The organism is Arthrobacter sp. 2RAF6, from assembly GCF_052115205.1.
GTDB lineage: Bacteria > Actinomycetota > Actinomycetes > Actinomycetales > Micrococcaceae > Arthrobacter.
Genome location: NZ_JBFRGF010000015.1, coordinates 79969 through 104685, shown reverse-complemented (window position 1 = coordinate 104685; position 24717 = coordinate 79969). Strand labels below are relative to the sequence as shown.

Annotated in this window: 21 protein-coding genes, 1 pseudogene and 2 riboswitches; of the genes and pseudogenes, 13 read left to right on the top strand and 9 right to left on the bottom strand. The window is 64.9% G+C overall.

Annotated features, from left to right (window positions below):
- A pseudogene (locus AB4Z38_RS12875) lies at positions 1-632 on the bottom strand (HNH endonuclease); the annotation flags it as partial.
- A 179-nt stretch (positions 633-811) separates the two neighbouring features.
- Here AB4Z38_RS12875 and AB4Z38_RS12870 point away from each other — a divergent pair.
- Positions 812-2086: an MFS transporter gene (locus AB4Z38_RS12870; protein ID WP_441430077.1), complete on the top strand. Its 1275-nt coding sequence runs from the start codon at positions 812-814 to the stop codon at positions 2084-2086.
- Positions 2087-2094: 8 nt separating this feature from the next.
- On the opposite strand, the gene AB4Z38_RS12865 is transcribed toward AB4Z38_RS12870, so the two are convergent.
- From AB4Z38_RS12865 to AB4Z38_RS12845, 5 genes are all read right to left on the bottom strand, one after another.
- Positions 2095-2667: an MOSC domain-containing protein gene (locus AB4Z38_RS12865; RefSeq protein WP_441430074.1), complete on the bottom strand. Its 573-nt coding sequence runs from the start codon at positions 2665-2667 to the stop codon at positions 2095-2097.
- Positions 2668-3261: 594 nt separating this feature from the next.
- On the bottom strand, positions 3262-4176 hold the full coding sequence (locus tag AB4Z38_RS12860) for a patatin-like phospholipase family protein (RefSeq protein WP_441430073.1): 915 nt from the start codon (positions 4174-4176) through the stop codon (positions 3262-3264).
- 195 nt (positions 4177-4371) lie between these two features.
- Complete coding sequence (locus AB4Z38_RS12855; protein WP_284982042.1) at positions 4372-5526, bottom strand: ABC transporter ATP-binding protein; 1155 nt, start codon at positions 5524-5526, stop codon at positions 4372-4374.
- Positions 5523-7133 (bottom strand): ABC transporter permease, encoded by a 1611-nt coding sequence (locus AB4Z38_RS12850; protein ID WP_441430072.1) that lies wholly within the window; start codon positions 7131-7133, stop codon positions 5523-5525. The genes AB4Z38_RS12855 and AB4Z38_RS12850 overlap by 4 nt, the downstream gene beginning before the upstream one ends.
- 4 nt (positions 7134-7137) lie before the next feature.
- Positions 7138-8184 (bottom strand): iron ABC transporter substrate-binding protein, encoded by a 1047-nt coding sequence (locus tag AB4Z38_RS12845; RefSeq protein ID WP_441430071.1) that lies wholly within the window; start codon positions 8182-8184, stop codon positions 7138-7140.
- A 215-nt stretch (positions 8185-8399) separates the two neighbouring features.
- On the opposite strand from AB4Z38_RS12845, the gene AB4Z38_RS12840 reads away from it, so the two are divergent.
- Positions 8400-9149 carry an ABC transporter permease gene (locus AB4Z38_RS12840; protein WP_441430070.1) on the top strand — a complete coding sequence of 250 codons (750 nt, stop codon included), beginning with the start codon at positions 8400-8402 and terminating at the stop codon, positions 9147-9149.
- 55 nt (positions 9150-9204) lie between these two features.
- Here the strand turns inward: AB4Z38_RS12840 and AB4Z38_RS12835 are convergent, their stop codons facing one another.
- The gene (locus AB4Z38_RS12835) at positions 9205-10359 is read right to left on the bottom strand and encodes an epoxide hydrolase family protein (protein ID WP_441430069.1); all 1155 of its coding nucleotides are present in this window, start codon (positions 10357-10359) and stop codon (positions 9205-9207) included.
- A 63-nt stretch (positions 10360-10422) separates the two neighbouring features.
- On the opposite strand from AB4Z38_RS12835, the gene AB4Z38_RS12830 reads away from it, so the two are divergent.
- The 5 genes from AB4Z38_RS12830 (at position 10423) to AB4Z38_RS12810 (ending at position 13967) form a co-directional block, all read left to right on the top strand.
- Positions 10423-11373, top strand: a complete 951-nt coding sequence (locus AB4Z38_RS12830; RefSeq protein WP_441430068.1) for a helix-turn-helix transcriptional regulator — start codon at positions 10423-10425, stop codon at positions 11371-11373.
- Positions 11374-11665: 292 nt separating this feature from the next.
- On the top strand, positions 11666-12106 hold the full coding sequence (locus AB4Z38_RS12825) for a helix-turn-helix transcriptional regulator (protein ID WP_441430067.1): 441 nt from the start codon (positions 11666-11668) through the stop codon (positions 12104-12106).
- A gap of 164 nt (positions 12107-12270) precedes the next feature.
- Positions 12271-12681 (top strand): TOBE domain-containing protein, encoded by a 411-nt coding sequence (locus tag AB4Z38_RS12820; RefSeq protein ID WP_059388228.1) that lies wholly within the window; start codon positions 12271-12273, stop codon positions 12679-12681.
- Positions 12678-13490: a molybdate ABC transporter substrate-binding protein gene (modA, locus tag AB4Z38_RS12815; RefSeq protein WP_441430066.1), complete on the top strand. Its 813-nt coding sequence runs from the start codon at positions 12678-12680 to the stop codon at positions 13488-13490. The genes AB4Z38_RS12820 and modA overlap by 4 nt, the downstream gene beginning before the upstream one ends.
- A gap of 66 nt (positions 13491-13556) precedes the next feature.
- Positions 13557-13967 carry a VOC family protein gene (locus AB4Z38_RS12810; protein ID WP_059388226.1) on the top strand — a complete coding sequence of 137 codons (411 nt, stop codon included), beginning with the start codon at positions 13557-13559 and terminating at the stop codon, positions 13965-13967.
- A gap of 118 nt (positions 13968-14085) precedes the next feature.
- Here AB4Z38_RS12810 and AB4Z38_RS12805 read toward each other — a convergent pair whose 3' ends face one another.
- Complete coding sequence (locus AB4Z38_RS12805) at positions 14086-15627, bottom strand: MFS transporter (protein WP_441430065.1); 1542 nt, start codon at positions 15625-15627, stop codon at positions 14086-14088.
- Positions 15628-15709: 82 nt separating this feature from the next.
- Between AB4Z38_RS12805 and AB4Z38_RS12800 the strand changes: the two genes are divergently transcribed.
- The 6 genes from AB4Z38_RS12800 (at position 15710) to AB4Z38_RS12775 (ending at position 24484) form a co-directional block, all read left to right on the top strand.
- Complete coding sequence (locus AB4Z38_RS12800) at positions 15710-16258, top strand: TetR/AcrR family transcriptional regulator (protein ID WP_441430064.1); 549 nt, start codon at positions 15710-15712, stop codon at positions 16256-16258.
- 104 nt (positions 16259-16362) lie between these two features.
- Positions 16363-16460: riboswitch (glycine riboswitch) on the top strand.
- Position 16461: 1 nt separating this feature from the next.
- Positions 16462-16569, top strand: a riboswitch (glycine riboswitch).
- 52 nt (positions 16570-16621) lie between these two features.
- Positions 16622-19519: an aminomethyl-transferring glycine dehydrogenase gene (gene gcvP / locus AB4Z38_RS12795; RefSeq protein ID WP_441430063.1), complete on the top strand. Its 2898-nt coding sequence runs from the start codon at positions 16622-16624 to the stop codon at positions 19517-19519.
- Between the two features lie 13 nt (positions 19520-19532).
- Positions 19533-20666 (top strand): glycine cleavage system aminomethyltransferase GcvT, encoded by a 1134-nt coding sequence (gene gcvT / locus AB4Z38_RS12790; RefSeq protein WP_441430062.1) that lies wholly within the window; start codon positions 19533-19535, stop codon positions 20664-20666.
- A 473-nt stretch (positions 20667-21139) separates the two neighbouring features.
- Positions 21140-21535, top strand: a complete 396-nt coding sequence (gene gcvH / locus AB4Z38_RS12785; protein ID WP_441430061.1) for a glycine cleavage system protein GcvH — start codon at positions 21140-21142, stop codon at positions 21533-21535.
- A complete protein-coding gene (gene glyA / locus AB4Z38_RS12780) occupies positions 21532-22854 on the top strand; it encodes a serine hydroxymethyltransferase (protein WP_441430060.1) in 1323 nt (440 codons plus the stop codon). The genes gcvH and glyA overlap by 4 nt, the downstream gene beginning before the upstream one ends.
- A 199-nt stretch (positions 22855-23053) precedes the next feature.
- Positions 23054-24484: an L-serine ammonia-lyase gene (locus AB4Z38_RS12775; protein WP_441430059.1), complete on the top strand. Its 1431-nt coding sequence runs from the start codon at positions 23054-23056 to the stop codon at positions 24482-24484.
- Here the strand turns inward: AB4Z38_RS12775 and AB4Z38_RS12770 are convergent.
- Positions 24465-24629 carry a hypothetical protein gene (locus AB4Z38_RS12770; protein WP_441430058.1) on the bottom strand — a complete coding sequence of 55 codons (165 nt, stop codon included), beginning with the start codon at positions 24627-24629 and terminating at the stop codon, positions 24465-24467. The genes AB4Z38_RS12775 and AB4Z38_RS12770 overlap by 20 nt on opposite strands.
- Positions 24630-24717: the final 88 nt, after the last annotated feature.

The following is a 24717-nucleotide window of genomic DNA, read 5'->3' as shown; positions in this document are numbered from 1 at the left end:
GCGCGCTGGGTGACGGAGCGGGGGTCCCGCCGGTAGGCCGCGGTCCGGGCCGCGGCGATGATGGCCTTGTCTCCGGCGCCGTCGAAGGTTCCGGTGTCGGCGGCGAGTTCCTCGTCCACGGCGGACCGGTCTTCGGCGGACAGGCAAGCTGTTTCCTTCACCAGCAGGGTCGCGCGCCATTCGTTCAGCTGCCCGGTGTCGAGAGCGGCGAGGGTGTGCGGCATTTCGCTCACGAGGGCCTTGGCCAGTCCAAAGAGCCGGGATCCGCGGGCCGGGGACTCCCGCCGGGCCAAAGCAATCTGTGCGGCGACCCCGCGTCCACGTTCCTCGGCCGGGACGCCCAGGTCTGCTTCTGCGCTGCGCTGGGCGGCATCGAACGCGACAGCGATCCGGGCCTGCGCGGCCGCGGCCGCCGATTTCAGATCCTCCAGGGCACGCAACTGGTCAATCAATTCCGTGCGGTCAATCAATTCGGCGCGCTCGGCAAGTTCGGTGCCGCCGGCTCCCGGCCGGAGCGAGTTCACGGCACCGATCAGGTTCTGCACCCGGACGCCCGGCACGGCGGCCTCCGGACCAGCGCCGCCGGACGGCGCGCCCGATCCCTTCAGCTGTGTTCCCCGGTTCCCGGCCATAACCAAAGCATTCCAGGGGGGGGGTCTGACATTCGAAGAACACCTGCCCGCCGAAAAACCCGGAAATCGGCACGACTTTTTTGTTGCGGTCCAGCCCCCCGCCGGCTCTGGCGTGCGTAGCCGAAGCGGACGAGAATGGGCTCGTGGTTCCCCCTCGTCAAGGCGGGGCCGTCGTCCCGATGAACTCCGCCGCCCGAAAGATCCAAAGCGTCTATCTCACGTTGACCCTCGGCAATACCCTCGCGGCCTCGTTCATCTGGGGGATCAACACCCTCTTCCTTTTGGATGCCGGACTCAGCAACCTTGAGGCCTTTGCCGCTAATGCCTTCTTCACTGCCGGAATGGTGGTATTCGAGGTGCCTACTGGAGTAGTGGCCGATGGGTGGGGGCGCCGGGTTTCGTTCCTGCTTGGCACCGTGACGCTGGCCGGGTCCACCTACCTCTACTATCTGCTCTGGCAGCTTTCCGCCCCGTTCTGGTGGTGGGCCGTGGTGTCGGTATTGCTCGGTCTGGGCTTCACTTTCTTCTCGGGTGCGGTGGAGGCCTGGCTCGTCGACGCGTTGCGGTTCACTGGATATGACGGCGGCCTGGAGACGGTGCTCGGGCGCGGCCAGATGGTCTCGGGCGCCGCCATGCTTGCGGGCTCGGTGGCTGGCGGGGTGATCGCGCAGGCGACCAACCTGGGCGTGCCGTTCCTGATTCGCGTGGGTGTGCTCCTCGCCATGTTCGTCGTGGCATTCTTGCTCATGCGCGACGTCGGGTTCACCCCCGAGCGCTCTGCCCATCCCCTCAAGGCGACCCGCGCCGTCCTCGACGCCTCGATCGAGAACGGTTTGAAAAATCCACCCGTACGGTACGTGATGCTGGCAGCGCCGTTCAGCGCCGGCGTCGGGATCTATGTGTTCTATGCCCTGCAGCCATACCTGCTTCAGCTCTTCGGCGACCCGCGCGCGTACTCCGTGGCTGGGCTGGCGGCGGCAATCGTTGCAGGAGCGCAGGTGCTGGGTGGGTGGCTTGCACCGCGTATCCGGCGCCTCGTTCGCAAACGCACCACCGTGTTGATTCTGAGTGGCGTGGTTGGCGCCTTGATTCTGGTGGTGCTCGGGATCACCCAGGTGTTCTGGGTTGCCTTGGTGCTCTTGACCCTCTGGGCCATGGTCGAATCGGCGGGCACCCCGGTGCGGCAGGCCTACGTGAACGACATGATCCCGTCGAAACAGCGGGCAACAGTGCTTAGCTTCGACTCACTCATGGGATCGAGCGGCGGAGTGGTTGTGCAGCCGCTGCTCGGCCGGGCCGCCGATGTGTACGGCTACTCCGCCTCATTGGCGATCAGCGGTGTCATCGAGCTCATCGCGGTGCCGTTCCTCTTGGCGAGCCGTCGGCGCGGCTCTCTGGCCGATCAAGCCAACGCCTCGATCGCCACATCCGACACGGAACCCCGGCTTCCGTAGGAATTGACCTACGGAAGCCGTGAAGCCCGGAGGAGCGTGGCCTCGCCGGCCTTGTCGGGATCGAGCGGTACAGGGCTAATTAGCACAGCTGGGCCACGATGCAGGATGCCATCCGAAAGCGGTTGGCAGCGCACGCCGCCCCGGCCTCGCATGGCGGCGTGCGCGCCCGGAGCCAGGACTTTGTCCATCCAGGCGCAGGGGTGGGCAGGCCGCCCGCCGCGGAACCGCACAAGGCCGCCGCCGGATTCCAATGCGAACTCCCCACCCAGCAGGGGAGCCAGATGGGCTCCCCTGAGGACGACATTCCGGCGGGTGAGGAGCGGGTCAAAGGGTGCGACGCCCAACTCAGCGGCCATCGCTTCGAGCGACTCGATGGCCATCAGGGTGACCGCTGCATCCATGTGCGCGGCCTTGCCGAAGAACCGGTCACCGACGATGCCCTTGCCGCTTACGACGTCGACCTGCTCGGCATCCGTGGTGGGCACCTCGGCGGCACCATCGCGTGCACGGCCGAAGTAGGCGTGGCCGGATGACACGAGCAGATGCAGGATCTCCACGTCGTACCTGTAGCTTGCCGTCATGCCATAAGGCTATGCCTGTCCCGGAGTCAGTGACCCCCCGGCCGCTCCAACCTCAGCCTTGAAAGCTAATTCTTGCGGCGTTGGAAGTCAGCGAACGCTCCGATGCCGGTTCCAACGAGCGCGATACCAGCAAGTATTGACCACCATAGCTGCATATATCCGGCGGCCGTTATGAATAGCAGGACCGCTACTAGCGCAAATAGAATCAGGGAAATAGAAATGTCGCGAGTACGTTTAGGAGTCAAAACATGCTTCCTTGATCGAGGAGATGCCTAGAATCTCTCCGGCGAGACCACCGACGGACATGGATCACCTTCCAGGGAGAGACAGGCGCTTCACGATCAAATTATGCAGACGGGCAAACTGGGGCAAGAGGTTTTATTAAACAGGTCAGAGGAATTTTTTCCGATATTCTAAATCGGAATTAATCGCTTACGTTCCTGTCGTATTTATTAATACTTTGGTTCATAGTCAGTCGCAACTAAAGTCGTCAGGTTGAGCCGCGAGGCCGACCGAGGCGGCGGTTGACCGCCTCGGTCGGCCTCTAGGCAAGAGGTGTCGTCACGCCTGCAGAGTCGACTGGTTTCGCCAGCGTCAGCGCCAGAACTCGGAAAGCTGCCCGGCCAGGGCTCTGCCTTGCTCGTAACCTGCCCGGGCCGCGGGCGGACGCAGCGACAGATCCATGGCATTGGCGCCGAACATGTGCTCGGAGTTGCCGTCCGGGAAGATCGTTTCGACTCTGCTGCCGCGTGCGCTGAGTTCGTCGACCTGCGTTGCCAGATGCGTGCCCCACTCCAGCGGTTGCAATGATCTGCCACCGAAGGGCGAGAGCACCAGGACCCGCTCGTATCCGGCTGCCAGATCGGCATTCTCGGCGTTGGATCGGTAACCGCCGTCGATGTATCGGTTGTCTCCGATCCTGTAAGGCAGGCCACTGGAACAGCTGGCAGCCACGGCGTCCGCCAAGCCGACTCCGCAGTGGCGGTCGAAAGCGACCGGTTCACCGGTACGGGCATCGACCGCCGTGATGAGCACCGTTCGTTCCGGCCAGTGCTGGCTGGGTAGCCGCGCGGCGACGGTGGTGCGCCATTGTGTTGACCAGGAGCCATCCGACGCCGCATCCATCTCAAGCGCTGCCGCGCCCAGTCGCCGGCGCATGTCAGCCACATCCTGAGCATCGGCGATGATCTTGTTGATCCGCTCCAGGTGGTTCACCACTGGCCTCGCCGGTGCGCGTCCCGGTCCGGACCCGACGGGAGCGGACCGTTGCTTTGGGACAGCGTCAAGGATGCTGGCGAACAGCTCGGTCGGGGTCGCGCCAGCAATCTGGGCCGCTGCCGTCGATCCGGCGGACGTGCCGATGGTCAGATCGGCGTCGGTCACGTCCAGCCCGGCATCGAAGAGGCCGGCGATGACGCCGATCAGCCAGGCATTGCCTGTCGATCCGCCGCCACCGAGGACCAACGCCCGCTCGCGGGAGTGCAAAGATGAAGAAGATGTTGTGTTCATGGGAGTCGCCTTTCGCGAATTGCCTGTTTGGCGCTCCCGGTGGCGACTACGTCAGTCGCGAGATCGTGGACTGCAGGGGAGCACCCATTGCGGATACTGCGTTCATGGGACTCACCTCCTGCCGATAGATCACGATCGCCGCAACGCTAGCACGCCCGCGACGAGGCGCGCAATCGTCGGCATTACGTCGATTCCTTAATCCTCGACAGGGAACGCCACACCTTCGCCCACCACGCGGAGGCACAGTTCCGTACCGGGCTTGGTGATGGAAGCGTTCCAGTGCCGGATGGTAATGATTTCGCCGCCTCCCGGGTAGGCCAAGGATGCGCCGGCTGCCGCAACGCGCGGAGCGAGCTTGATTCGCACCGTGGTCTCGGGGCCGAAGTAGTCGGTATCGACAACTACTCCGCGGATGGGACCGTCGGGAGCAATCCGGATCTGTTCGGGGCGAAGCATCAATTGCACGAGGCCTTGTGCCGGGGGACGGCGCACGGGGATGCCGCCCAGGGAACACGTGGCCAGGGAGCCTTCCATCCACGCGTCCAGGATGACGGCATCGCCGAGGAATTCGGCAGTTGCCCGGTCTGCGGGACGCGTGTACACAACGAACGGATTGCCGATCTGCGCCAGCTTTCCGCCGCGCATGATCGCCACTTGATCCGCGAAGGAAAGGGCCTCGGCTTGATCGTGCGTCACCAAAATGGTGGTGACCCCGGCTTCGTTCAGGACCTTCGCCACGGCGCGCCGGGTGGCCACGCGGAGGCCGGCGTCGAGCGCGGAGAACGGCTCGTCGAGCAGCATGAGTTGCGGTTCGCGGGCCAGGGCGCGGGCGAGCGCCACTCGTTGCTGCTGGCCCCCCGAGAGCTGGTGGGGCCGCCTCTTTGCCATGTCCGCATCGAGGGAAACCATGTCGAGCAGTTCCTGGACGCGCGTCTTCACGGCGCGGCGGCCGCCGTCGAGCGCTGACTTGTCCAGCCCGAACGCGATGTTCTGCCCCACCGTAAGGTGCGGGAAGAGCGCGCCGTCCTGGGCAACATAGCCGACATGCCGTTTGTGGGCCGGTACCCAGATCCCGTTCCCGGCTACCTTGTTTCCGTTGAGGCTGATGGAACCGGTGTCCGGGTGCTCAAAGCCGGCGATCAGGCGCAACAAGGTGGTCTTGCCGGAACCGGAGGGCCCGACGATGGCGGTTGTTCCGCCCTTGGCCACCGAGAGGTTCACGCCCTTCAGCACGGCCTGCGAGCCGAAGTTCTTGGTGACCTCGGCGATGTCCAGATGCGTGTTGGTGGTGGGAGCCACCGAAGCCGCTACGCGGGGTGACGGAAGCCTTGAGGGGGATTGTTCGGTCACTGTCCGGCTACTTTCTTGGACTGTTGGAAAAGCATGTACGTCATGGGGGCAGACAACAGGATCATGAGCAAGGCGTAGGGTGCCGCGCCCGAGTAGTCGATCTCGCTGCTCTTGCTCCAGAATTCGGTGGCCAGGGTGTGCGTGCCGTTGGGGGATAGCAGCAGTGTTGCCGTCAGCTCATTGACAATGGCGAGGAACACCAGCGCGGCCCCGCCGGCGGCGGCCGGAGCTGTGAGGCGCAGCGTCACTTTCAGGAAGGACACCAGCGGGGCCTTGCCGAGCGATTGCGCTGCCTCGTCGAGTTCCTTGGGAGCCTGGGCCAGTCCGGAGCGGATGTTGACCAAGGCCCGCGGCAGGAACAGCAGCACATAGGCCGCAATCAGGACCCCGGACGTCTGGTAGATTCCCGGGACCATTCGGATGCTCACGGTCACGAAGGCGAGGCCCACAACGATGCCGGGCAGGGAACTGGTGACGTAGTTGGAGAGTTCAAGCATCTTGCTGAACCAGCTCGGGTGCCGCACGGCCAGATAGGCCATGGGGAAGCCGACGACGATTGTCGCAGCGGCGCCTACGGTGCCATAAGCGAGGGTCTGGAGGAGTGCCGGAAGGAATTCGTCGGCCGACCAGACGCGGGCGCCACCCGCCACCACCCAGCGCAGGACAAAAAAGATCGGCAAGCCGAACGCCAATACGGTGAGGGCAAGCAGCGCGAGCTGGGACGGAATCTGATAGTGGTGCAGGGGAAGCCTGGTCGGCTTGGCTTGGGCGCCGGAACCGATACGGGCATAGCGTGCGGTACCGCGGCTCCTGACTTCGGCCAGGAGCAGGATGAGGCAGAAAAACACGAGGACGCTCGCCAACATGTTCCCGGCGGTGCCGTTGAACGTGGATTGGAACTGGGTCATGATCGCGGTGGTGAACGTGTCGAAGCGGATCATCGCGAACGCGCCATATTCGGCCAGCAGGTGCAGCGACACCAACAGGGCGCCACCGGTCATGGCGATCCGTAGTTGAGGCAGGACAACCCGGAAGAAGATGGCCCACGGACCCAAGCCAAGGGACGCCGCGGACTGCTCAATCGCGGGGTCGAGACGCCCCAGCGTCGCCGCCGCGGGAATGTAGACAAGGGGGAAATAGGACAGTGTGGCGATGAGTACACCGGACCAGATGCCCTCCAGCGAAGGGACTGCGGTTACCCACGCATAGCTGTTGACGAACGCCGGGATGGCCAGCGGGGCTGCCAGGGCCACGGCCCACCAGCGATGCCCCCGCAGCTTCGTCCGCTCCACGAGCCACGCGCCACCGACTCCCAACACCAGGCAGATGGGCACCGTGAAGACCACCAGCATGACGGTGTTCAGGAGCAGCTCGCCAACGCGCGGCCGGAAGATGAGCGCGACGGCGGTGTCCCACCCCGTCGCGGCCGTCATGTAAGCGACGTACCCCAGCGGGATGAGCGAAAACAGCGCGATCAGCACGGCCAGGAGGGATATTGCAGAAACGCCGAAAGGCGGGCGGGGGCGCTTGCCCCTGCCCGCCGTCGTCGTGCCCGCCGAAGCCCCGGGAATTTCCGGGGAGATGCGGGCCGATAGATCAGTGGTCACAGAATTACAGCAGTCCTGCCTTGGTCATCAGGTCGGTGACCTTTGCGGAGTTCAATTTGGCCGGATCCACGGCGGGAGCTTGCAGATCCTTGATGGGAACGAGTTTAGCGTTCGAGTCCACGTTGGAAGCGATGGCGTATTCGTAGGAAGTACCGTTCTTCAGGACTTCCTGGCCCTGCTTGCCGGTGATGAACTTGATGAAGGCCTGGGCAGCCGCGGAGTTCTTGGAGGATTTCAGCACGCCACCGCCGGAGACGGACAGGAAGGCGCCCGGGTCCTGGTTCTTGAAGAAGTAGGGGGTGACCTTGTTGGAGTTCTCGCCGGTCTTGGCCTGGTCGCCGTAGTAGTAATAGTGGTAGATCAATGCGGCGTCGACTTCGCCGGCGTTGACTGCCTTCATGGCGGTGCTGTTGCCCTTGTACGCCTTGAAGTTATCCTTCATGCCCTTGAGCCACTCAGCGGTGGCGGCCTCGCCCTTTTGTTCGAGGAGGGCGGCAACAATGGCCTGGAAGTCAGCGCCCGACGGCGAAGCGGCCCACCGGCCCTTCCACTCCGGCTTGGCCAGGTCCAGCATGGACTTGGGCAGCTTGTCGTCGCTGATCTTGGTCTTGTCGTACACCAGGACCGTGGAGCGGGCGGCGATGCCGGTCCACTTGTTGGTGGACGGACGGTACTCGGCCGGGACCTGGTCCACGGTGGCCTTGTCGATGTCGGCGAAGAGGCCGGCGTTCTCAACCTGGGCCATGGCGGGGGAGTTCTCCGTGAGGAAGACGTCGGCCGGGGATGCCGCGCCTTCCTGGATGATCTGGTTGGAGAGCTCGGTGTCGGAACCCTGGCGGACGGTGACCTTGACGCCGGTCTCCTTGGTGAATGCGTCCACCCATTCCTTGGTCAGGGTGTCGTGCTGGGCGTTGTAGACGGTGATTTCGCCAGCCGCTTTATTGTCTCCGGTGGCCGCCGGGGAGGCGGTCCCGTTGCCGCAAGCGGTCAGGCCGAGGGCTGCAGTGGCGGCGAGTGCGATGCCGGCCAGCGCATTTGCGCGAATCTTCATGAGGGCTTCTTTCTGCGAGCAAGTCCTGGGAGCCCGGGGGAAAGAAGTGCGGGCTCACAGCTTGAAACTTTAGGTTAGCCATACCTAAATTTCCATCCAGAGTGCCAGATCGTGACGGGAATCACATGCATTACGCAAGATTTACATGACCTAATAGGGGAAGTCGCGTGTCGTCGCTTGAGCGAGCGCCTTGCGGCAGTCGATAAGCTGGCCCCATGCCCGGTCTCGCCGAATTCCTGCCGACCTTCCTCGGCGTCGGCGTCCTGATGGCGGCCACGTTGGCACTGCTCCTGGTGTTCCGGACCCCTCACCCTTTCGCGCCTGCACTGGCCATCCTCCGCGGAGCCGTGCAGCTCGCCGCGATCAGTTTTGTTCTGGGTGGGGTGATCACCAGCCCGCTATGGGTGGCGGTAGCCCTCCTGGTGATGTTTGCAGTAGCCGCGATGAGTGCCACTCGCCGGATTGGCTGGAGCCTGCCCCATTTGGGCTTGGTCAGCGGCTCCATGGCCGCGGGCATCGGAATCACCCTCGCCGTCATTTTCGCGACGGGAGCCATCGCGTTCACTCCCCGCTACGCGCTCGCGATTGGCGGGATAGTCATAGGCAACGGCATGACCATCGCAGTCCTGGCCGGCCGGCGCTTTAAGGAATCGGTTTACGAGCATTGGGAGGAAGTCGAGGGTTGGCTCGCGCTCGGTGCCTCGCCGAGGCAAGCAACCCTGGATCTCGCTCGACGCGCGGTCTACTCGGCCCTTATCCCGTCAACCGATCAAACCAAGACGACGGGACTTGTCACCCTACCCGGCGCGTTCGTCGGGGCCATCTTTGGCGGGGTTTCTCCCTTTGAGGCAGGCCGCTTCCAGATAGTGGTGCTCGCGGCGATCATGGCGGCAGGTTCCATCACCGCCGTCATGATCATCGGAATCCTCGCACCAGTACGCGTGCGTCCAGCGACGCTGCGCTGACGGGAAGCGGGCTGCGGCTGGAACCGGCTGATCGAGGTCGGCGCCCGCGGTGGGTTCAGCGCAGCTTGCTGAAGAACTCCCGGACGTCTTCGACGAGTAGGTCGGGGGCCTCCATGGCGGCGAAGTGGCCGCCGCGGCCGAATTCGGACCAATGCACGAGAGTGTGTTCGAGTTCGACGGTACGCCGGATCGATACATCCATGGGGAACACCGCGACCCCGGTCGGCACTGTGGAACGCTCGCTTGCTCCCCAGGCTCCGGCGTGTGCGGTCTCGTAGTAGCTGTTGGCCGAGGAGCCGGCGGTACCGGTCAGCCAATACAGCATCACGTTGGTAAGCAGCAGATCCCGGTCGACCGCGTCCTCGGGCAGTTCGGCGGCCGGATCGGTCCACTCCTTGAACTTCTCCACAATCCAGGCCAACTGCCCGACCGGGGAGTCGTGCAGCCCGTGCGCCAGGGTCTGCGGCCGGGTGATTTGGATCATCATGTAGCCGGACTGCTCGGTCTTCAGGTACTGCAGGTGCTCCAGCCGCGTCCGCTCGGCCTCGGTCAGCTCCACCACCTCGTCCGGGGTGACCTCCGTGAACGCGCAGAGCCCGTTCGCGTGCACGCCGACGACCTTGCCGGGGTTGAGACGGCCGAGCCCCGGGGAGATGACCGCGCCGGTGTCGCCGCCCTGCGCGCCGTAGCGCTCGTAGCCGAGCCGGTTCATCAGTTCAGCGAACGCCCTGGTCACCCGGTTGGTGTCCCAGCCAGCCTCGCCGGTCGGCCCGGAGAATCCGCTGCCGGGGATCGACGGGATCACCAGGTGGAACGCGTCCGCCGGATCTCCGCCGTGTGCCTTGGGGTCGGTCAGCGGGCCGATGACGTTGAGGAACTCCACAATCGAGCCGGGCCAGCCGTGGGTCAGGATCAGCGGCAACGCGTCCGGCTCGGGCGAGAGCACGTGCAGGAAGTGGATGTTCTGCCCGTCGATCTCAGTGGTGAACTGCGGGTACCCGTTCAGTTCCCGCTCGTAGACGCGCCAGTCGTAGCCATCACGCCAGTACTCGGCCAGCCCCTTGAGGTAGCTCACCGGCACCCCGCGGCTCCAGCCGACATTGGGCAGGTCCGTGGCCCACCGGGTCCTGGCGAGCCGGTCACGCAGGTCATCCAGCTCAGCCTGGGGAATGTCGATGGTGAAGGGGCGAATATCTCTGTTGTTCTCCATGCCCATAACTCTAGGAGCCGGTTAGGTCAGATTCCGTCCTAGGACTATGGCAGACTTTAAACCATGTGGGAAACCTCGGCACGGCTGCTGCGACTGCTCTCCCTCCTGCAGACCCGACGCGACTGGTCCGGCACCGAACTGGCCGAGCGACTGGAGATCACTCCGCGCACCGTGCGCCGCGATATCGACCGGCTTCGCGGCCTCGGCTATCCCGTGCTGGCCACCGCGGGCACCGCCGGCTACCGGCTGGGTGCAGGCGCGGACCTGCCGCCGCTGCTGCTCGACGACGACGAAGCCGTTGCAGTCGCGATGGGCCTGCGCACGGCTGCTGGAGGTTCGATCACCGGCATCGAGGAAACCTCGGTGCGGGCCCTGGCCAAGCTCGAACAGGTACTGCCGTCCCGTCTGCGCCACCGGATCAACGCCCTGCAGTCGATGGTCGTGCCGATGGCCAGTGCAGGCCCCACCGTCGATCCGAGCACCCTCACCGCCATCGCCGCAGCCTGCCGCGACTCGCTGCGCCTGCGCTTCGACTACCGTACCCACGACGGAATCAGCAGCATCCGCACGACCGAGCCGCACCGGATGGTGCACGCGGGCCGGCGCTGGTACCTCATCGGCTGGGATGTCGACCGCCAGGACTGGCGCACCTACCGCGTGGATCGCCTCGATCCGCGCACGCCCACCGGCCCCCGGTTCACCCCGCGCACTCCGCCGGACCCCGATATCAGCGGCTACGCCTCGCGGGCGATCTCCACGTCGGCCTACCGCTATCAGGCCCGGTTCACCCTGCACGTCAACGCCGAGACCGCGGCGGAATGGATCGCCCCCACCACCGGAGCGCTGGAGCCGGTCGACGAGCACAGCTGCACCCTGTGGGCCGGGTCCAACTCACTGGACGAGTTGGCCATCTACGTGGCAACCAAAGGGTTCGACTTCCAGGTGCACGAACCCCCGGAGCTCGTCGAGCACGTCAGGACGCTGGCAGCCCGGCTCGCCAGCGCGACCGATTAATACCGCAGTCGGTTAGCGACGGAGGCAATGCTGATGCACTTCCGCTATTCGGCCATGGATCGCCGGATGCCTCCGTCAAAATCAAGAGGATCCGCGCCCGCGTCGCGCTGATTCCGGTCCCCAAAGCGTTCAAAGGAAAGACGGACAAGCCGCAGGACAGCATCGACGCCCTCATCCCCAAGGCACTCAAGGCGAGGGCCGCCGGCCAATAGGGCGGCGCGCTTGTCGTGCAGGTGACGGGACGGCGTCAGGGTCCGTGGAAATGGCCAGCGCGCCGAGGTACGCTCGTGGCATGACCCCGGAAGACATCGCCAGGCTCACGTACTTGCGCAAGGCCCGCGACCTGATCGACCGCGAGTACGCCAAGCCGCTCGACGTACCTACCATGGCCAGCCATGCGTTCATGTCACCGGCGCACTTCTCCCGGCAGTTCCGGGCTGCTTACGGCGAGACCCCTTACAACTACCTCATGACCCGCCGAATCGAGCGTGCGATGGCGCTCCTGCGCGGCGGAATGAGCGTGACCGACGCGTGCATGGAGGTCGGTTGTACGTCGCTTGGCTCCTTCAGCTCGCGTTTCACTGAACTCGTGGGCGTGCCGCCGAGCACTTACCGCGCCCGCGAACACCTGGCCGTTGTTGCCATGCCTGCGTGCGTGGCGAAGATCCGCACGCGGCCCAGCCGGAACGAAGCGAACAAGCGTCGGGAAGCGCTCGCGGTCGCCGCAGACTGACTACGCCGTAGTAGGCCAACACACGCCAGAGGTTCCGCCCCAGTGGGGCGGGACCTCTGCCGCGTCCGGGACGTCTACTGGCCGGGACCACTGGAAATACGGTCACATTTGATTTGCGGAAGATACATGCCGTCACAACCGCATTTGAGGATTATTCTGAAACCATGCCAAATATTCGAGTATCTGAAGCAGCCCGGTTCCTGGGCGTCAGTGACGACACCGTCCGGCGCTGGACCGAGAACGGCATTCTGACCCCCGTCAAGGACGATTCCGGGCGGCTGGCCGTGGATGGGCTGGAACTTGCCCACGTCGCGCGGGACCAGGCCCAGTTGCCTGAGGATCCCACCAGGGTGGGCCGTTCGGCACGCAACCGCTTCGTCGGCCTTGTCACCGGCATCACGGCCGACAAGGTCATGGCACAGGTGGAACTGCAATGCGGTCCCTTCCGCGTCGTCTCCCTCATGAGCAGCGAGGCGGTCCGGGAGCTCGGGCTCGAACTCGGTTCGGTCGCCACAGCCGTGGTCAAGGCGACCACCGTCATCATCGAAACTCCCCAAGGAAAGAGCACCATATGAGGATCACCCGCAAGCCTTTCGCCGCGCTGCTCGTTGCCGGCGCCCTCGCGGCCAGCCTGGCCGGCTGCGGTTCAGGCAGTCCCGCCAGCACTGTAAGCAGCGGATCCGACAGCGCCAGCGCAACGCCAAAGCTTTCGGGCACGGTGACGGTTTACGCGGCCGCCTCGCTGAAGGCAACGTTCACCAAGCTGGCCAGCGAATTCGAGGCAGCGAACCCAGGTACAAAAGTCGCCCTGAGCTTCGCCGGGTCTTCCGACCTCGTCACGCAGATCACCCAGGGAGCTCCGGCGGACGTCTTTGCCTCGGCAGACACGAAGAACATGGCCAAGCTTTCCGACGCCAAGCTGCTCGACGGAACGGCCAGGAACTTCGCCACCAACGTCCTGACCATTGCCGTCCCGCCGTCCAACCCGGCGTTGATCACTTCCTTCGCGGACCTCGCCAAACCGGGGGTCAAGGTGGTCGTCTGCGCCAGCCAAGTACCCTGCGGCTCCGCCGCCCAAACCATCGAAAAGGCCACCGGCACAACCCTGAAGCCCGTCAGCGAAGAGTCTTCCGTGACTGACGTCCTGGGTAAGGTCGCCTCCGGGGAGGCCGACGCCGGACTCGTCTATGTCACGGACGTCAAGGGCGCCGGAGACAAGGTCAAGGGCATCACCTTCCCCGAGTCGGACAAGGCCGTCAACACCTACCCGATCGGCGCCGTCGGCACTAGCAAGAACAAGGATCTGGCCGCGGCTTTCATCGCGTTGGTGACGGGAAGTGATGGCAAGAAGGTTCTCGGCGACGCCGGTTTCGGAACGCTTTGATCCTCCCGAAAGAAGCGAGCAGGATTCGAGAAGCGCTCGTCGACGCGCAGGACTAGCGTCGTTGCCATGACTATTTCACTGCAGTACTCACACATCACTGTCAACGATCCCGACGAAGCTCTCACCTTCTATCGGGACGCCCTCGGCCTCGAGGTGCTCAACGACGTCGCGCAGGGCGGATTCCGTTGGGTGACGCTCGGCAGCAAGGACCAGCCGGGTGTTGAAATCGTGCTTTCCGAACCGCACGCGGGCCGGTCCAAGGCCGACGGCGACTCTCTCCAGGAACTGCTCACCAAGGGCGTCCTGGGACCGATCGTCTTCCGCTCCGACGACGTTGACACCCTCTTCGAGAAGGTCAGGGCGTCCGGCGCGGAGGTCATGCAGGAGCCAATCGACCAGCCGTGGGGTCCCCGCGACTGCGCCTTCCGCGATCCTTCGGGCAACATGGTGAGGATTTCGCAGGCTCCGGCCGCGTAGCTTGCGCTTGAGTTCGTGGGTGACGGCCGGGGGGGCTGCGTTCCGAAACGCAGCCCCCGGACCGCACCCACGAACTCGACTTCGCTCACTGCCTTGAACCGGGCTGTCTAGACTCCGCCTACTTTGCGGTCGGAACGCGGCGGAGCACGACGGCGGCAAGGATTGCCGCTCCCGCCATCAGTACCAGCCCGATCGCTGCCGTGATGTGGACGCCCGATTCAAAGGCGGCACGCGCGGCGCTGGCCAGGGCGTCGCCCAATGGCTGGGGCAGTGCGGCCGCAACGTCCATCGCTCCCGCGAGCGTCTCCCGCGAGCGTTCGGCTGCGTGGCCGGACAACTCGCCCGGAAGCAGCAAGTGGTGTTGGTACGACGCTGTCAAGATGGAGCCAAGCACGGCCGTGCCCAGCAATGATCCGAGTTCGTAACCCGTTTCGGAGATCGCCGATGCCGCACCCGCCTTGTCGGCGGGGACCGCGCCGAGGATCAGGTCGTTGGAGATGGTCTCCGCCGAGCCTACCCCTATGGCCAGCAGCAGGAGTGCCGTCAAAAGGTACCCCGGCCCCTGGCTGTGGTTGCCCAGGGCGGCCACGAGGTATCCAACCGCGCTCAGTGCCAGCCCCGATGCCACCACAAGGCCCGGGCGGATCCGCTTGACGAGTGGAACCACCACCAGGCCCGCCACGATGGTGGCCAGCAGTGCCGGAATCATCGCGATACCCGCCTGCATGGGGGATTGGCCTTCCACGAGCTGCAAGTGCTGCGCGAAGAAGTAGATGAAGCCCGTCATGGAGAACAGGGACAGGACGTTGGCCGTGATGGCCGTGCTGAAGACCTTGTTCCGGAAAAGCCGTACATCCAACATGGGCGATGCCAAAGAGCGCTGCCTGCGGACGAAGACGATTCCCATGGCCAGGCCGAATGCCATGAAGGCCGCGGGTCCAGGGCCAAAACCGTGCACGGCGGCCTCTTTGATCCCATAAACCACGGTGGCCATCGTCAAGATGGACAGCACGACGCTGGGAACGTCCGGCTTGCCCGGGTTGCGATCCTTGGATTCGGGGATGAGGAACGGGCCGAAGGCGAGCAAGGGCAGCAACAGTGGTACCGCAACCAGGAACACGGCTCCCCACCAGAAATGCTCCACGAGCCAGCCACCGAAGATCGGCCCGAGTGCGGCGCCGCCGGAGAATCCGGCGGCCCACACGGCGACGGCGAGCCGACGGCGGTTCGGGTCCGGGAAGATGTTGCGGATCAAGGACAGCGTGGACGGCATGAGCATGGCTCCGAAGATGCCCATGCTGGCACGTCCGGCGATGAGCCATTCAGCCGACGGCGCGAAGGCGGTGGCCGCGGAAACGGCGGCGAACCCCGTACTGCCGATCAACAGCAAACGGCGGCGGCCGATCCTGTCTCCCAGGTTTCCCATCGACACCAACAGTGCAGCGAGCACAAGCGCATAGGCGTCAACGACCCACAGGAGCTGCACGCCCCCGACGTCCAGCGAACGGGCGATTTGCGGCAGGGCAAATGTCAGCGCCGTATTGTCCACAGCCACCAGCAGCACGGGGAACATCAGGAGTGCCAGGGCAGCCCAATCGCGCCACGGGGCGGATTGGATCGAAGGGGTGCGGGGGTGCTGGGTCGTGGACGGGCTGAACATGAAGATAACTGTACCGTCTGGACGGTATAGTTTCAATCCGACTCATAAAATTGCCACATCGAACTAAGGGATGATGGAGACCATGCCGCGAAAACCTATTGCCCGGGACGCTGTCCTGGATGCCTTTGAAGCCCTGCTGATCGAGGTGGGGGAGCGGGCTGCCACCCTGGACGCCGTCGCCAAGCGCGCAGGTGTCTCCAAGGGCGGCTTGCTCTACCATTTCCCCAACAAGGAAGCCATGATCAGTTCCTTGCTCGAACGCATGGACGGGCTGGCCGCAATGGACATCGAGGCAATGAAGGCAGCCCCCGAAGGTGCGGCCGCGTTCTTTATCAAGTCTTCCCTGTGGGCGGATACTCCCTTGGACCGGGTGTTTGTAGCGGCCACGCGGCTCGCGGAAGTAGCCCATGAAGAAACCCGAAGGCGCTTCGCCGGGATCCAGCAACAATGGCTCGATGTGCTCGCCGAGGAAGTGGGGCCCGAGATGGCCAAAGCGGTCCGGTACATGGGCGATGGACTTTACTTCAACGCGATGCTTGAAGGCGGCGCCGGTGATACGGAAGTCAAGGCCAGTGCGAGGAGCACCGACGTGGGAGCGCTGCTGGCCGCCGTCGAACGACTTCGTGACTGAGGGCGCGCGGACCATTTGCGGACGCGGGCAGTCCATAGGACAATTGACAGTTGTGGCAGCCGTCACCGGCAACCACTGTAGACTCACATAACTGAATACGCCTTTGATCTGCGGCGGGAGAGTCCTGCAGGCATGTGATGCAGGCGCCGTAGGAGCAAATCCTCCCCAGGAATCTCTCAGGCCCACGCACCGCCGCGGCAAGGCAACTCTGGAAAGCAGCACGCTGTCGCGTGCTCACCGACGGTGCAAGCGAACCAGTGCCACAAGCACGGTTTCGCGGAAACTCTCAGGTCCAATACAGAGCGGGGAGGAACCCGATTAGCTGTGGCGCACCCTGCGCCGCCTTATTAATGGAGTTCCTTCGTGACGGTTAGTTCAACCTCCACTACGTTCGTAGATCGGCATATCGGCGCCCGCCGCCAGGCCGACATTGACATCATGCTCAAGTCTGTTGGCTACGACAGTGTGGATTCGCTCGTAGACACCGCGGTTCCCAATGACATCCGCCAGGACGTCGCCCTGAGGCTTCAAAACGCCCTCAGTGAAGTGGAAGTCCTGGCTGAACTCCGCAAGCTGGCGGCCAAGAACAAGACGGCCGTGCAGATGATCGGGCAGGGCTACTACGACACTGTCACTCCGCCGGTGATCCGCCGCAACATCCTCGAATCCCCGGCCTGGTACACGGCGTACACGCCGTACCAGCCGGAAATTTCCCAGGGCCGCCTCGAAGCCCTGCTGAATTTCCAGACCATGGTCCAGGACCTCGTGGGCCTGCCCATCGCCAACGCCTCCCTGCTGGACGAAGCGACCGCCGTCGCCGAAGCGGTCCTCATGATGCGCAGGGCCAATAAGACCGTAGGTCAGAAAACAGGGGCCCATGACGGCAAGACCGTCCTCGACGCGGACTGCCTGCCGCAGACCATTGCCATCGTGAAAGGCCGTGCCGAGGCGCTGGGCTTCGAGGTGGAGATCGCTGATCTGTCCCAGGGCCTGCCCGACGGCGAGATCAACGGCATCGTGCTGCAGCAGCCGGGCGTTTCCGGCCGGGTGTTCGACCACTCCGCCGTGATCGCCGCCGCCAAGGAACGGGGTGCCCTCGTCACCGTTGCCGCCGATCTCCTTGCCCTCACCCTGATCACGCCTCCGGGCGAGCAGGGTGCCGATATCGCCGTCGGCTCCACCCAGCGCTTCGGCGTGCCGCTGTTCTTCGGCGGCCCGCACGCCGCGTACATGGCTGTCCAGAAGGGCCTTGAGCGTTCGATGCCGGGCCGCTTGGTGGGCGTTTCCAAGGACGACGCCGGCACTCCGGCCTACCGCCTGGCCCTGCAGACCCGCGAGCAGCACATCCGCCGCGAAAAGGCGACGTCCAACATCTGCACCGCCCAGGCCCTGTTGGCCATCGTTTCCTCGATGTACGCCGTGTACCACGGCCCCGATGGCCTGAAGGCGATCGCCGAGACCGCCCACAACCACGCCCGGACCCTGGCTGCGTCCTTAAAGGCCGCGGGCCTTGAAGTCCTGCACGGCAGCTTCTTCGACACCGTCACCGTCCGCGTCCCGGGCAAGGCTGCCGGGATCGTTGCAGCTGCCGAGGCCAAGGGCATCAACCTGCGGATCATCGACGCCGACACCGTCGGCGTCTCCGTTGACGAGACAACAACAAAAGAAATCGTCGGCGGCGTCCTCGATGCTTTTGACGTCGTCGCCGCGTTTGGTGCTTCACTCACCGAAGCTCAAGAGGGCTTTGCGCTGGAGGCCGCCGTCGAGCGTTCTTCTGACTACCTGCAGCACCCCGTGTTCAACACCCACCGTTCCGAAACCCAGCTGCTGCGCTACATCCGCAAGCTGTCGGACCGGGACCTCGCACTCGACCGCACCATGATCCCGCTGGGTTCGTGCACCATGAAGCTGAACGCCACCGCGGAGATGGAAGCCATTTCCTGGCCGGAATTCGCCTCGATCCACCCGTTTGCCCCGGATTCCCAGACCGAGGGCTGGCGTGAACTGATCGAAGATTTGGAAGCTGACCTCACGGAGATCACCGGTTACGACCAGGTCTCCATCCAGCCCAACGCCGGTTCCCAGGGCGAGCTCGCGGGCCTGCTGGCGATCCGCGGCTACCACCACTCCCGCGGCGACGCCCAGCGCAACGTCTGCCTCATCCCGGCCTCCGCCCACGGCACCAACGCCGCCTCGGCGGTGCTGGCCGGCATGAAGGTGGTTGTGGTGGCCACCGCTGTCGACGGCACGATCGACCACGCGGACCTGCAGGCCAAGATCGACGCGAACAAGGACGTCCTCTCGGCCATCATGATCACCTACCCGTCCACGCACGGCGTGTACGACGCCGACGTGCGCGAAATTTGCGACTCCGTGCACGCAGCCGGCGGCCAGGTGTATGTGGATGGCGCGAACCTCAACGCGCTCGTGGGCCTGGCCCAGCCGGGCAAGTTCGGCGGCGACGTGTCGCACCTGAACCTGCACAAGACCTTCTGCATCCCGCACGGCGGCGGCGGACCCGGCGTGGGCCCGGTCGCGGCCAAGGCGCACCTTGCACCCTTCATGCCGGGCGATGCCAACAAGGCAGCCCATGAAGACGGCGCTTCTGTGCCAGGGACTGGCGTTGCCATCTCCGCCTCGCGGTACGGCTCCGCGGGTGTCCTGCCGATTTCCTGGGCCTACGTGAAGCTGATGGGCGGCGAAGGCCTGACCGAAGCCACGAAGTCCGCGCTGCTGGCCGCGAACTACATCGCCTCGCGCCTCAACGAGTACTTCCCCGTTCTCTACACCGGTGAAGGCGGGCTCGTGGCCCACGAGTGCATCCTGGACCTGCGCGAACTGACCGCCCGCACGGGTGTTACTGCTGAGGATGTGGCCAAGCGCCTCATCGATTACGGTTTCCATGCCCCCACCTTGGCGTTCCCGGTCGCGGGCACCCTGATGGTGGAGCCCACGGAGTCCGAGGACCTTGGCGAGATCGACCGCTTCATCGAAGCCATGATCACCATCCGCAAAGAAATCGACCAGGTCGCCAACGGCGACTTCACGGTGGAGAACAGTCCGCTGCGCCACGCACCGCACACCGCGGCCGCCGTCGTCTCCTCGGACTGGAACCGTGAGTACTCCCGCGAGCAGGCAGTCTTCCCCGTCCATCACCTCAAACAGGACAAGTACTTCCCGCCCGTGGGCCGCATCGACGGCGCCGCAGGCGACCGCAACCTGGTCTGCTCCTGCCCTCCCATCGAAGCCTTCGAAAACTAAAGGACTCCTCACGATGACTGAGAACTACACTGCGCTCTACGAAGAGCACAAGAAACTCGGCGCTTCCTTCACCGATTTCGGTGGCTGGCAGATGCCCCTGAAGTACTCCTCTGAGCTTGCCGAACACCACGGGGTCCGCCAGTCCGCAGGCCTGTTCGACCTTTCCCACATGGGAGAAGTCTGGGTCTCCGGCCCGGACGCCGCGGCCTTCCTGGACTACGCCCTGGTGGGCAAGATCTCCGCCATGTCCGTTGGCAAGGCCAAGTACTCGCTGATCTGCCAGGAAGACGGCGGTATCATCGACGACCTCATCACCTACCGCCGTGGCGATGCCAAGTTCCTGGTGGTTCCCAACGCCGGCAACGCCAAGGTCGTCGCCGCGGCCCTGGTCGAAAGGGCTGCCAACTTCGACGTCGTTGTGGAGGACGCCTCCGCGGCAACCTCCCTGATTGCCGTCCAGGGCCCCAGGGCGGAAGAAATCCTCCTCCGTTTGGTCCCGACCGAACAGCACTCGCTGGTGACTGGGCTCAAGTACTACGCCGCCGTCGAGGTGCCCTTCACGTTTGCCGGGAGCACCACGGAACTGCTGCTTGCCCGCACGGGCTACACGGGCGAGGACGGCTTCGAAATCTTCGTGGACAACGATGCTGCGGCCGCCCTGTGGCAAGCAATCGCTGCAGTTGCCGAGGACGGCGAGCTGATCCCCGCCGGCTTGGCCTCGCGTGACTCCCTCCGTCTCGAAGCCGGCATGCCGCTCTATGGCAACGAGCTCTCCCGCGAAGGCAACCCCTTCTCGGCAGGCCTGGGCCCCGTTGTCTCGCTCGCCAAGGAAAGCGACTTCGTGGGCCGTGCTGCCTTGGAGGGCCTGAAGGCTGAGGGCGCCGGTTCCACCAGCGGCCGCAAGCTGGTTGGCCTCAAGGGCCTTGGCCGCCGCGCCGGCCGCAGCCACTACCCGGTCCTCAAGAACGGCGTGGTGGTGGGCGAAGTCACGTCCGGCCAGCCCAGCCCCACCCTCGGCTACCCCGTGGCATTGGCATACGTCGACGTCGAACACGCTGAGCCCGGCACGGCCCTGGACGTAGACCTGCGCGGCAAGTCCGAGCCATTTGAGGTTGTCGCCTTGCCGTTCTACAAGCGAGTCAAGTAAGTCTCCTCACCTTTTAGCCCGTCGGAACCGGCATCCTCCGCGTGCTCGGTCGCGAAGACGCCCGCTAAGCGGACGTGACGCTCCCGCAGGGGCCCACGCCGTCCGGGTTCCCTGACCGAGCTTGCGAGGTTAGGGGGACGGTGGGGACGCCCGCTTCCGGATACCGGTTCCGATGGGGCCGTGCAGCTCACCTTCGGATCAGCTCACGGGAACCACGGGGTCACCGGCTAAACCCGAAAGGGCCAGCGTTCTTTTCCGGAACTGTTGGCCCCGAAAACTGAACAAGCCTCTAGCGGTGGGGGAGCGGCATCCGGCAGCGTGCGTCAAAGCGACGAAGTGGGCCCACACCGGCCGGGTTCCCTAGCCGAACTTGTGAGGCTAGGGGGCCGGTGGGGCGCAGCACGCAGAGGATGGCGGCCCCCGCCGCGTGACCAGACCACAACTGTTTTTTAGACCAACGCAAAGGAAGAAACATGGCAAAAGTTGCACCTGAACTCCAGTACTCCGACGAGCACGAGTGGGTTGCCCGCGACTCCGGCGAAGCCGGATCGAACATTGTGTCTATCGGTATCTCCGCCGTGGCCACGGATGCCCTCGGCGACATCGTGTATGTTGACTTGCCCGGGGTCGGTTCCGCTGTGACTGCGGGGGAGACCTGCGGCGAGGTTGAGTCGACCAAGTCCGTCTCGGACCTGTACTCCCCGGTGACGGGCGAGGTCACGGAAGTGAACTCCGCCGTCGTCGACGATCCTGCCCTGATCAACAACGATCCCTACGGTGCGGGGTGGCTGTTCAAGGTCGCCGCGGAGTCCGACGGTCCGCTGCTTTCCGCGGAGGAATACGCTTCCAAGAATGGTGGCGAGCTGTGAGCGCCGCAACCGGGACCGCAGCGTTCGAGCAGGTCGTTTCGCCGAGCCTGGACACGGTGTTGTCCGTGCTGGATCCGGAGATCGCTGCGAAGATCGACGACGAGCTGAACCGTCAGCGTTCGGGCCTGGAAATGATCGCGTCCGAGAACCACACCGCCGTGGCCGTGATGCAGGCGCAGGGTTCGGTGCTGACGAACAAGTACGCGGAAGGCTACCCGGGCAAGCGCTACTACGGTGGCTGCGAGCACGTGGACGTCATCGAGCAGCTCGCGATCGACCGCGTGAAGGCCCTCTTCGGTGCTGGCTACGCGAACGTGCAGCCGCACTCCGGCGCCCAGGCGAACGCTTCGGTGATGCATGCCCTGATCAAGCCGGGCGACACCATCATGGGCCTGAACCTGGCACACGGCGGGCACTTGACCCACGGCATGCGGATCAACTTCTCCGGCCGCCTGTACAACGTGATCCCGTACCAGGTCCGCGAAGAGGACCACCGGATCGACATGGCCGAGGTGGAGGCCCTGGCGCTTGAGCACAAGCCGGCGTTGATCGTGGCCGGCTGGTCCGCCTATGCCCGGCAGCTGGACTTCGCCGAGTTCCGCCGGATCGCGGATCTGGTGGGCGCGTACCTGATGGTGGACATGGCGCACTTCGCGGGCCTGGTGGCCGCCGGGCTGCACCCGTCCCCGGTCCCGCATGCGCACGTGACGACGTCGACGACGCACAAGACCCTCGCGGGTCCGCGTGGGGGCATCATCCTGAGCAACGACGCCGAGATTGCCAAGAAGATCAACTCCGCGGTCTTCCCGGGCCAGCAAGGCGGCCCGTTGGAGCACGTGATCGCCGGCAAGGCCGTGGCTTTCAAGATCGCCGGCACTGCCGAGTTCAAGGAACGCCAGGAACGGGTCCTCGCCGGTGCCCGGATCCTGGCCGAACGCCTCGTCCAGCCCGACGTGACCGCCAAGGGGATCTCCGTGATTTCCGGCGGCACGGACGTGCACCTGGTGCTCGTGGACCTGCGCAACTGCGAACTCGACGGCCAGCAGGCCGAAGACCGCCTCGCCGCGATCGACATCACCGTCAACCGCAACGCGGTTCCGTTCGACCCGCGCCCGCCGATGGTGACCTCCGGTCTGCGGATCGGCACCCCGGCCCTGGCCACGCGCGGTTTCGGTGAAGCGGCGTTCCGTGAAGTTGCGGACATCATCGCCGAGGCACTGATCGCCGACGCCGACGCCGACCTCTCCGGCCTGCGTCACCGCGTGGAGGCCCTCGCCGCCGCGCACCCGCTCTACCCGGGCGTCGCAGCGCTTAGCTGACCGTCTCCGGACCCGGCAAGCCCCGAAGGGGCCGCTGCTAACCTCCTTTGGAGCGCAAAACGTTCACCGGGCGCTCTGGTGACGGCTAAAGGCGGGTGAGTGGGTTCCGGAAGCGTGCGTCAAAGCGACGAAGGAGCAGCACGCGGAGGAACTCGCTCACCCGCCCCCAACCCGACCACAACTAACTAAGGAAACCGACATGGCTGTTGGCGTCTTCGATCTTTTCTCTATTGGGATTGGTCCTTCGAGTTCGCATACCGTGGGGCCTATGCGTGCCGCGGCGGTGTTCGCGGGCGAGCTGAAGGATTCCGGCGCCCTGGGCCGGGTGGCCTCCCTGCGCGTTGACCTGTACGGTTCCCTGGCTGCTACGGGCCGCGGGCACGGCACCATGACCGCGGTGCTGTTGGGCCTGGAGGGCTACCACCCCGAGGAGATCCTCCCCGAGGAAGTGGAGGAACGGCTCGCCTCGATCGCCGAAACCGGCACGCTGAACCTTTGCGGCGCCGTCGATCCTGAATCCGGGGTGTCGCTGCCGTACGGGGAAGCGGACATGATCCTGCACCCGCTCACGGTCCTGCCCCGGCATACGAACGGGATGAAGTTCTCCGTTTCCGACGTCGACGGCGACGTGCTGCACGAGGCCACGTTTTTTTCCGTGGGCGGCGGATTCATCGTCCGCGAAGGCGAAGAGGACGCGGCCCAGAAGGAACTGGAGGAGTCCAAGAAGGAACTCCCGTTGCCCTTCCGCACCGCCGCCGAACTCATGGGCCGCTGCTCCTCGAAGGGGCTTGGCATCTCGGACATCATGTTCATCAACGAACGCGCTTCCCGGAGCGAAGAGGAAATCCGCGAAGGCCTGCTGCACATCTATTCCGTCATGGAGGCCTGTGTTGAAACGTCCCTCAAGCGCGAAGGCGTGCTGCCCGGCGGACTGAAGGTCCGCCGTCGGGCCCCCGACTGGCACGAGCGGCTCCTGAAGGAAACCAAAGACCAGGACCCCGATTACCGGGATCCGAAGTACTGGCAGGAATGGGTGAACCTGATCGCCTTGGCCGTGAACGAGGAAAACGCCTCGGGCGGCCGCGTGGTCACCGCACCCACGAACGGTGCCGCCGGGATCATCCCCGCCGTGCTGTACTACGCCCTGCATTTCGCCCCCGGCATGGACAAAGCCACGCAGCAGGACCGCGACGACGTCGTGGTGAAGTTCCTGCTCGCCGCGGGCGCCGTCGGGGTGCTCTACAAGGAGCAGGCCTCGATCTCCGGAGCCGAAGTCGGCTGCCAGGGCGAGGTCGGTTCCGCTTCCTCGATGGCCGCCGCCGGGTTGGCCGAAGTCATGGGCGGCTCCCCGGGACAGGTGGAAAACGCGGCGGAGATCGCGATGGAACACAACCTGGGCCTGACCTGCGACCCGATCGGCGGACTCGTGCAGATCCCGTGCATCGAACGCAACGCGATCGCCGCGGCGAAGGCCATCAACGCCGCGAAGATGGCGCTCTGGGGCGACGGCACCCACCGCGTCTCCCTGGACGAGGTCATCGTGACCATGCGCGAAACCGGCAAGGACATGTCCTCCAAATACAAGGAAACCGCCATGGGCGGCCTCGCCGTCAACGTCGTCGAGTGCTGACGCCCGCTTCCTGATATTCGAGGCGGCGGGTACCGGACGGCCAGGCAGGGCCGAGCAATGCCGCGGATGCCATGGCAGCGAATACCGACCAAAAGCTGTTGCTGCGGCCGGTGGAGAGCGGCGGAATGGGGCGGTAGACGATCATCGGATCCTCCTGGTTCGGCTTTTGTCATAACCACTTTCCGCCGCCGGGATAGTTGCGGACTTTGGGGAACCTTTGCCGTGGCTGTGAG

What these genes read in the sequence shown, in the direction of transcription:
- AB4Z38_RS12870 (WP_441430077.1), top strand. Translation starts at nt 812, where the DNA reads ATGAACTCCGCCGCCCGAAAGATCCAAAGCGTCTATCTCACGTTGACC.
- AB4Z38_RS12865 (WP_441430074.1), bottom strand. Translation starts at nt 2,667, where the DNA reads ATGACGGCAAGCTACAGGTACGACGTGGAGATCCTGCATCTGCTCGTG.
- AB4Z38_RS12860 (WP_441430073.1), bottom strand. Translation starts at nt 4,176, where the DNA reads ATGAACACAACATCTTCTTCATCTTTGCACTCCCGCGAGCGGGCGTTG.
- AB4Z38_RS12845 (WP_441430071.1), bottom strand. Translation starts at nt 8,184, where the DNA reads ATGAAGATTCGCGCAAATGCGCTGGCCGGCATCGCACTCGCCGCCACT.
- AB4Z38_RS12840 (WP_441430070.1), top strand. Translation starts at nt 8,400, where the DNA reads ATGCCCGGTCTCGCCGAATTCCTGCCGACCTTCCTCGGCGTCGGCGTC.
- AB4Z38_RS12835 (WP_441430069.1), bottom strand. Translation starts at nt 10,359, where the DNA reads ATGGAGAACAACAGAGATATTCGCCCCTTCACCATCGACATTCCCCAG.
- AB4Z38_RS12830 (WP_441430068.1), top strand. Translation starts at nt 10,423, where the DNA reads ATGTGGGAAACCTCGGCACGGCTGCTGCGACTGCTCTCCCTCCTGCAG.
- AB4Z38_RS12825 (WP_441430067.1), top strand. Translation starts at nt 11,666, where the DNA reads ATGACCCCGGAAGACATCGCCAGGCTCACGTACTTGCGCAAGGCCCGC.
- AB4Z38_RS12820 (WP_059388228.1), top strand. Translation starts at nt 12,271, where the DNA reads ATGCCAAATATTCGAGTATCTGAAGCAGCCCGGTTCCTGGGCGTCAGT.
- modA (WP_441430066.1), top strand. Translation starts at nt 12,678, where the DNA reads ATGAGGATCACCCGCAAGCCTTTCGCCGCGCTGCTCGTTGCCGGCGCC.
- AB4Z38_RS12810 (WP_059388226.1), top strand. Translation starts at nt 13,557, where the DNA reads ATGACTATTTCACTGCAGTACTCACACATCACTGTCAACGATCCCGAC.
- AB4Z38_RS12805 (WP_441430065.1), bottom strand. Translation starts at nt 15,627, where the DNA reads ATGTTCAGCCCGTCCACGACCCAGCACCCCCGCACCCCTTCGATCCAA.
- AB4Z38_RS12800 (WP_441430064.1), top strand. Translation starts at nt 15,710, where the DNA reads ATGCCGCGAAAACCTATTGCCCGGGACGCTGTCCTGGATGCCTTTGAA.
- gcvT (WP_441430062.1), top strand. Translation starts at nt 19,533, where the DNA reads ATGACTGAGAACTACACTGCGCTCTACGAAGAGCACAAGAAACTCGGC.
- gcvH (WP_441430061.1), top strand. Translation starts at nt 21,140, where the DNA reads ATGGCAAAAGTTGCACCTGAACTCCAGTACTCCGACGAGCACGAGTGG.
- AB4Z38_RS12775 (WP_441430059.1), top strand. Translation starts at nt 23,054, where the DNA reads ATGGCTGTTGGCGTCTTCGATCTTTTCTCTATTGGGATTGGTCCTTCG.
- AB4Z38_RS12770 (WP_441430058.1), bottom strand. Translation starts at nt 24,629, where the DNA reads ATGATCGTCTACCGCCCCATTCCGCCGCTCTCCACCGGCCGCAGCAAC.